Origin of the sequence: Streptococcus sp. A12, assembly GCF_905372335.1 — a bacterium.
Classification (GTDB): domain Bacteria; phylum Bacillota; class Bacilli; order Lactobacillales; family Streptococcaceae; genus Streptococcus.
Window position 1 is genome coordinate 22,725 of sequence record NZ_CAJPOU010000019.1, and the last position, 6,774, is coordinate 29,498.

Annotated in this window: 7 protein-coding genes; 5 read left to right on the top strand and 2 right to left on the bottom strand. The window is 43.7% G+C overall.

All coding sequences use genetic code 11. The features are described from left to right. Window positions 1-85: 85 nt before the first annotated feature. Entirely contained in the window at window positions 86-1,354 is a 1,269-nt protein-coding gene (locus tag QZ158_RS04175; protein WP_195610918.1) for a DUF6287 domain-containing protein, read from the top strand. Window positions 1,355-1,442: 88 nt separating this feature from the next. Here QZ158_RS04175 and QZ158_RS04180 read toward each other — a convergent pair whose 3' ends face one another. After that, window positions 1,443-2,636 (bottom strand): oxidoreductase, encoded by a 1,194-nt coding sequence (locus QZ158_RS04180; RefSeq protein WP_293875128.1) that lies wholly within the window; start codon window positions 2,634-2,636, stop codon window positions 1,443-1,445. Window positions 2,637-2,721: 85 nt separating this feature from the next. Further along, complete coding sequence (locus QZ158_RS04185) at window positions 2,722-3,906, bottom strand: DUF2974 domain-containing protein (RefSeq protein WP_293875131.1); 1,185 nt, start codon at window positions 3,904-3,906, stop codon at window positions 2,722-2,724. A 174-nt stretch (window positions 3,907-4,080) separates the two neighbouring features. On the opposite strand from QZ158_RS04185, the gene QZ158_RS04190 reads away from it, so the two are divergent. The 4 genes from QZ158_RS04190 to QZ158_RS04205 form a co-directional block, all read left to right on the top strand. Beyond that, window positions 4,081-4,758 carry a response regulator transcription factor gene (locus tag QZ158_RS04190; RefSeq protein ID WP_048789741.1) on the top strand — a complete coding sequence of 226 codons (678 nt, stop codon included), beginning with the start codon at window positions 4,081-4,083 and terminating at the stop codon, window positions 4,756-4,758. Beyond that, window positions 4,751-5,725: a sensor histidine kinase gene (locus QZ158_RS04195; protein WP_293875134.1), complete on the top strand. Its 975-nt coding sequence runs from the start codon at window positions 4,751-4,753 to the stop codon at window positions 5,723-5,725. Before QZ158_RS04190 ends, QZ158_RS04195 begins: the two co-directional genes overlap by 8 nt. Window positions 5,726-5,882: 157 nt before the next feature. Then, window positions 5,883-6,011, top strand: coding sequence for a hypothetical protein (locus QZ158_RS04200; protein WP_293875137.1), 129 nt, complete (start codon window positions 5,883-5,885; stop codon window positions 6,009-6,011). A gap of 15 nt (window positions 6,012-6,026) precedes the next feature. Then, window positions 6,027-6,774 (top strand): ABC transporter ATP-binding protein (locus QZ158_RS04205; protein WP_293875140.1); only part of this gene is annotated, 748 nt, incomplete at its 3' end.

Genomic DNA, 6,774 nt, shown 5'->3' on the forward strand with positions numbered 1-6,774 from the left:
AAAATTTATGAATTTCAGTCAAAATTTGCTTTAAATAGAATTTAAGGTATACTATTAGGTACTACCATTTCAAGGAGGTGTTGAAATGATCAAAAAGTTAGATAAGAAATATCTTTGGATGATCATCGCTTTTGTGAGTGCAGTGGTTCTAATCGGAGGAGTCTATCTCTACTCTAGCTCCAATATTCAACCGGATCATCAAAAAGAGTTCAACCAGACTTCGAAGACCTCGTCTTCATCTAAGGAAAAAGCCATCGATCTGTCTGGTGAATATGTATCTAATGCGCGTGACAAAGCTAAGATTCAGAAAAATGGGAAATCTTGGAAAATTGATTATCAAACAGATGATGGTGCTGTTTCAGCAACTTTTTCAACAGATTTCAAAGTTGAAGGTGCCAATAAAGTTTCTACTAGCCAGATGAAAAAGTCTGATGGGAATACTGATTTTACCGTCACTGTGCGTATCTTTAAATACCAATCAGATAAGGATCCCCTCATTACGGTAACCATGTCAGATAAAGACCCCGAACATGAGATGGTCTTTGCCAATCGGAAGGATTTTTTCAAGTCGACGAATCCAGATGATGCGGTATTGGATGGAGATTTGACAACTTTCGCGGGAAGCTATTCCAACGAATCGATTGAAAAGCAGATTGCAGATTCTGGCTTTAAGTTGTATGGCTATAGTCCAGAAGATTATTACAATCACCGGACTACTGTTTTTCCTTCTATCTACTCTGATCAGGATAAGGGATGGAGCTTCTGGAGTGGAGCTAGCAATGTCCAATTTGTCCTTAATAAAGATAAGAAACCGAAGAAAGCTGGATCGACCTATCAGGTTTACTTTGTCCAAGCTGGTACAAGTGGAGAAACTCCTGGTCAGGAATTGGTTGTCACCTTGATTCCTGAAAATGTTCAAGGTCCGGATGGTGTCGTGTTGCCTTTGAGACGCATCTTCTACCATCAAGCCTCCTTCCAAGCCTACCAAGACAAATGGTGGGAAGCCTACCCAGAGCCTAAGAAGGAAGCAGACCTTGATATTGCGGCCATCAATAGTGGAGATTTCTCAAGTCTGGCAGGGACATGGCGCAACGCTAAAGGCCAGGAGATGGTCATCCAAGAAGATGGAACTGTGAAAGGTCAAGGAAGATTAAAAGCAGTGCCGAACTCGGATAAGACAAGTAAAGTTCCTTATGTAGATCTACGTGTGGGAGAAACAGGAGTGGCAGTTGGCCTCTTTAAGATTGGTTTTGAAAATCCTGATGGAGACCAGTCAGATAAGAGCAAACCTCGCTTGGTTGTTACCCAATCAGCTGGGAACTATCCAGCGGATCAATACTTCTATCGCCAATAAAAAGCGAAAAACCCAGAAAATTCAATTTCCTGGGTTTTATTTTACTTCAATTGTTTATCACTAGGTGTTGAAGGGATTGGTTTTCTTTTTATTTGAAACTAAATCCTTCATAGATGAGTTCTGCTTTTGGATTGATCTTCTTAAAGGTTTGGGCAAATGCCTCCATCATTTTTGTCGGTCCACACATAAAAATTGTGTTATCATCTGTAAATGGATAGTTGCTGAAGTCTAGATAACCCTCTTCTTGACTATTGACAATATGAAGGTCTAAGTTGGGATTTTGTTCTGCATATTCTCTGAGGAAATCAAGGTAGACAGCATTTTCTTCACCACTATAGGAATAATAGAAGCTGACTTGCTGTTGGAGATCTTTCTTTTCACGAAGGTAGGAGATGAAAGGAGTAATCCCAATCCCTCCAGCGATCCAAACCTGTTGGTCTCGACCTTCTTTTAGCAACATATGCCCATAGGCACGGTCGATACTAACCCGAGTGCCTAGTTGAAGTTCGTTATAGATTTGCTGGGTATAATCTCCTGAAGCCTTAATCGTAAAGAAAATTCGATTGCCTGAACCGCCTGAAATGGAGAAGGGGTGAGGAGCTTTTTCAAATCCTTTTTGATGGATTTTTAGAAAGGCAAATTGGCCGTATTCGTAGCTAAAGGCTTGGCTGAGTTGGATTTCGATCTCTGTAGTATCGTTGTTGAGGTGTTTAAGTCCGATGATTTTTCCAAGATAAGGGAAGGCTATGATTTGGTAGAGGAAAATGATATAGAATCCAGCTGCTAGACCGAGGATGGCAAAGAAGCCAACAACGAAAGACAAAAGGCTAGGTTGGGTCAGGAGTGCCCCCATCATCATGTAAACGTGAAGGAGACCAAAGATGTAGGCTAAGTAAACCATGCGATGAATCCAACGCCAGGTTTCATATTTGAGAAATTTTCCCAGAAAAGCAACTAAGACGATGCTGACAAAAAGATCAATCCCTATGTTACCCAACTGAGCAGCTAGGTGAGATCCCCACAGGCCACCCATGCTGATATTATGGAAAGCCAGAAGAATCAGTGAGAAGACAGCCATGACTTTGTGAATGGCGTACATGTTTTCAATCCCATGAAAGAGGACTTCCAAATGTGCTGAGCGGGTTGTTAATAAGAAGGTCCAAGATAGGGTAGTCAAAGCTAGTCCAGGTATGAGAAAATTGCTTATTCCGGACGAGAGCCAAGCAAAGATGGTCAGGGCTAAGCTGGCTACGATAAGGGTTATTCCTTTGATTGATTTCATATGATTCTCTTTCTATATAAAAAATTCGTTTACACCATTCGATGTAAACGATATTGTTACATTATATAAGAGAGAGGTGAATTTGTCAATCTTTATGCTCAAGGAGCAGTGGTGAGGTGGCCTCGACTGCTTGTTTTCGCTTGAAAAATGCAGCCATTTGAACGAGGATACGGGGGACTGTTTGCCATTTTTTCCATGCTTGGACACGGGTGTCGATGAGTTGCTTGGCTAGACGTTCCAACATTTCACGCTCGGTGGGGTCTAGGTCCTGAGCATTTTGAAAGATCTCTTTGATCTTGGAGAAATTATTCAAGTTCATCAAATCATTGATTGAAGTAATGCCTGCATCCAAGAAGAGGCCAAAGAAGGTATCGAAAAATTTCTTAAGTTGGTTATCAGGGACTTCTTGTACCCACTGTTTTAAGGTTTGGTCCATCTGCTGGCTATCGGGACTGGTTTGATCCAGTGTCACAAATCCATCCTTTTCAACCATCCAAGTAAAGGCGTCATGCTGGGCAAAGCCACCAAAAGCTCGACTTTTAACAATCGTAGCAGGCTCTGGGACTTCTAGCATCATGCCGACGATGGATCCTTGTGGGACAAAGCGATGAATGAGGTGTGCGATTCGTTGGTAGCCTTCTGTTTCGATAATAGACTTGTTGAGACCTGGAGCGTCGTAACAGTAAATGGCATGGACTTGTTCGGACAGCTGATCAGGAAGGTAGGAGCAGGCGTAGGCTGCGAGATTGCCCCCTTTGGAGTGTCCGGCTACCATGAAGCGTCCTTTTGGAAACTCCTTCATGACATGTTGTAGGTAGCTGGCTGCACGTCTCTGAGCTGGGACATGGTCCATGTAGGTCATGTGGAAATCTTCCTTCCAACCGATCAAGGTATCATCCGTCCCTCTGAAGATAACTAAATACACATCCATGGTAAGACGATAAGTCATCGCCGCAAACTGCTTCTGAACATCGAGATCGTATTCGTCGACATAGTTGAGCAGTTTGATATTCTTAAAGCGTTTTGAAGTGGCCAAGCTATCTACTAACTGCAAGTGCTGGTCCGTCACGATAAAATCGGTGGTCCGATCGACCAGCTCTGTCGCATCAGACAAGCGGACTTCAATATTGGTCGTATCTCCTTGGGGCACGATCCGATCAAAAGGAAGATAGGTCAGCTCCGTCAGTGCCAGGACATCGAGTTCCTTAAAGGGGCGATCATAGATGGAATCATAGGTGACATGGTCTAGATAATCAAAAATCGTGGACATGGGATTCTCCTTTGTATCTGTATGTTCAGTATAGCATAAAATACCTGAAAAGCCCCTTAGTAAAAATAGGAAATTGATGACCTCTATGCTATGCTGTCGAAAAATATGTATGCTTCTTGGATAATTTGATATAATGAAAGGGTAACATTCTAGTAAGAAAGAGCAGGAAAGAGCATGCACAAAATTCTTCTTGTCGAAGATGATGAAACCATTCGCCAACAAGTGAAGATCATCATGGAGCAGTGGGGCTTTGAAGTCATTGCAGTTGATGATTTTATGGATGTACTGGGCACCTTTGTCCAGACCAATCCTCACTTGATTTTGATGGATATCGGTCTTCCTCTTTATAATGGCTATCACTGGTGCCAGGAGATCCGCAAGGTGTCTAAAGTGCCGATCATGTTTTTATCCTCACGCGATCAAGCCATGGATATCGTCATGGCCATCAATATGGGAGGAGATGACTATGTGACCAAGCCTTTTGATCCCAATGTCCTCCTGGCGAAAATCCAGGGACTCCTTCGCCGCTCTTATGAGTTTGGGACTGATCAAGATTTGTTAGAACACCGGGGTGCTATCCTCAATCTCAAATCCATGGATCTGGTCTACGAGGGAGAAGTGGTCAATCTAACCAAGAATGAATTTCAAATCCTTCGTATCCTGTTTGAGAAGGCTGGAAGTGTAGTGGCTCGGGATGACCTGATGAAGGAACTGTGGAACAGTGATTTCTTTATTGATGACAATACCCTCTCGGTCAATGTAGCTAGACTCCGGAAGAAACTTGAAGAAGCAGGACTGGAACATTTTATCGAAACGAAAAAAGGGATAGGGTACGGGTTGAGCAATGGGTAATCGAATTTTTTTTATCAAACATTATCTGCTTGCCCATCGTCGCTATCTCTATTTGCTCGGCTTACTCCTTTCTTCCCTCCTCTTGTTTGCCTATATATTCGAAGGCTACCGTCATTTTCTTCTTTACCTGACGGGGATTTTGGCTTTTTTGACCCTTCTCTTCGTCATGTGGGATATGGCAGTTGGCTATCAGGCCTATCGGAAGGAAGTGCTTTATGGGGAGGGGACACCTGAGACTCCTCTAGAAAAGGTCTTGAGTCAGAAGCTGGCAGAAAGTCTGCAAGCCCAGCGTGAGCAGACCACAGTGAGCATAGAGACCTACAATGATTTGATGGATTACTATACCCTTTGGGTCCACCAGATCAAGACCCCCATTGCGGCTAGCCAACTCTTGGTTCAAAATATAAAAGACAGCGACCTGAGAAAGCAAATGGAGCAGGAGCTCTTTAAGATTGACTCCTATGCCAATGTGGTCCTCCAGTATCTGAGACTCGAAAGCTTTCACGATGATCTGGTCTTGAAGCGCGTGTCGCTAGAGGACTTGGTCAAAGAAGTCGTACGAAAGTATGCCATTTTCTTCATCCAAAAGGGCTTGACGGTGGATCTGCATGACTTGGATGCTAGGGTCATCACCGATCGCAAGTGGCTCTTGGTCATCATCGAGCAATTGCTGTCGAATAGCCTTAAGTATACCAGCACTGGCGGGATTGAGATCTATTTCAAAGACCAGACCCTTTATATCAAAGATAGTGGGATTGGAATCAAGGATAGCGACATACTCCGTGTCTTTGAGCGAGGCTTTTCTGGTTACAATGGGCATTTGACCCAGCAATCTTCTGGACTAGGCCTCTACCTATCTAAGAAGATTGCAGACCAGCTAGGGCATCAACTCCAGATGACCTCACAAGTTGGCCAAGGGACGACTGTTGCCATACGTTTTGAGGAGAAGAAATTGGTGATGGATTAGGGGAACTCGCCGATACTAATGATTCTCTCCCTAAGGTTCTCTTTTATATGAAAATGACAAAAATGTAAGGTTAGATTTAAAAAATGAAAGGTTAGGTTATGGTGACCGCCTTTTATTTTCTTTACAATAGTCTTATCAAATGAAGGAGGTCAAGAAAATGAAACTCTTGAAATGGATGAAACAACCCAAAAAGATTAAGAAACCATATATCCAAACTGATCTGGAAAAGGTAGAATTTGGTCGCCAAGTCCTACAACAAACCCAAGAATTTTTCTTGATCTACTAGTAAAAGGAGAAAAACATGTCATTACTAGACGTTCAACATATCAAAAAGATCTACAAAACCCGCTTCCAAGGAACGCAAGTCGAAGCCCTAAAGGATATCCACTTCACCGTGGAAAAGGGTGAGTACGTGGCTATCATGGGGGAATCAGGATCTGGGAAATCGACCCTCCTCAATATCCTGGCTATGCTGGACCAGCCGACGGAAGGGCGGGTCTACCTCAATGGCACGGACACCTCAACCATCAAGAACAAGGACGCTTCGAGCTTCCGTCGCGAAAAACTAGGCTTCGTCTTTCAAGATTTCAACCTGCTCGATACCTTGTCTGTCAAGGACAATATCCTCTTGCCTCTAGTTCTTTCTCGCAGACCGGTCAAGGAAATGATGAGCAAGGTGGATAGCGTGAGTCGAGAGTTGGGCATTCACCAACTGCTTGAAAAATACCCTTACGAAATCTCTGGTGGGCAAAAGCAACGGGTGGCCGTAGCGCGTGCCATCATCACCTCACCTGAAATCCTCCTTGCGGATGAGCCAACAGGGGCGCTAGATTCTAAGTCCTCGGCTGCTTTGCTAGACGTCTTTGAAGATATCAATACCATGGGCCAAACCATCCTCATGGTGACTCATTCAACCGCAGCGGCAGCTCGGGCCAAGCGCGTGCTCTTTATCAAGGACGGGATTCTTTACAACCAGATCTTCCGTGGGGAAAAGACAGAGCGTCAGATGTTCCAAGAAATCTCGGATACCCTGACGGTCATGGCAAGTG

Coding starts and splice junctions, on each gene's coding strand:
- QZ158_RS04185 (WP_293875131.1), bottom strand. CDS start 3,906: ATGTCCACGATTTTTGATTATCTAGACCATGTCACCTATGATTCCATC.
- QZ158_RS04195 (WP_293875134.1), top strand. CDS start 4,751: ATGGGTAATCGAATTTTTTTTATCAAACATTATCTGCTTGCCCATCGT.
- QZ158_RS04180 (WP_293875128.1), bottom strand. CDS start 2,636: ATGAAATCAATCAAAGGAATAACCCTTATCGTAGCCAGCTTAGCCCTG.
- QZ158_RS04200 (WP_293875137.1), top strand. CDS start 5,883: ATGAAACTCTTGAAATGGATGAAACAACCCAAAAAGATTAAGAAACCA.
- QZ158_RS04190 (WP_048789741.1), top strand. CDS start 4,081: ATGCACAAAATTCTTCTTGTCGAAGATGATGAAACCATTCGCCAACAA.
- QZ158_RS04175 (WP_195610918.1), top strand. CDS start 86: ATGATCAAAAAGTTAGATAAGAAATATCTTTGGATGATCATCGCTTTT.